Below are 267 nucleotides of genomic sequence, written 5' to 3'. Positions count from 1 at the left end.
ATAAGGCGCTGGCTGCCGGGGCTACTGAAATCACAAAAGAAGAATATTTTGCCCGAAAAAATGGCACATACACAGGCTTACCGCAAAATGCAAATACCGCACAAAATTCTGAACAACCAGAACCGGTAAAAGTTACCGCTGACGAAGTAAAGAAAATTATGCAGGCAGCCAATATCAGCCAGCCTGACGCCAATCAGTTGCTCGCCGCATCACGTGGTGAATTTGTTGCAGGGATTAGCGACCCGAATGATCCGAAATGGGTGAAGG

Annotated in this window: 1 pseudogene; it reads left to right on the top strand. The window is 47.2% G+C overall.

Features of this window, described 5'->3' with window-relative positions:
* Window positions 1-267: pseudogene (locus HEN33_RS25875) on the top strand (exonuclease); the annotation flags it as partial.

The sequence above is a fragment of the Escherichia sp. 94.0001 genome, assembly GCF_013369155.2.
GTDB classification, from domain to species: Bacteria; Pseudomonadota; Gammaproteobacteria; order Enterobacterales; family Enterobacteriaceae; genus Escherichia; species Escherichia coli_F.
Note: the sequence above shows the minus strand (reverse complement) of the source record. Positions and strands in the feature narration are given on the sequence as shown.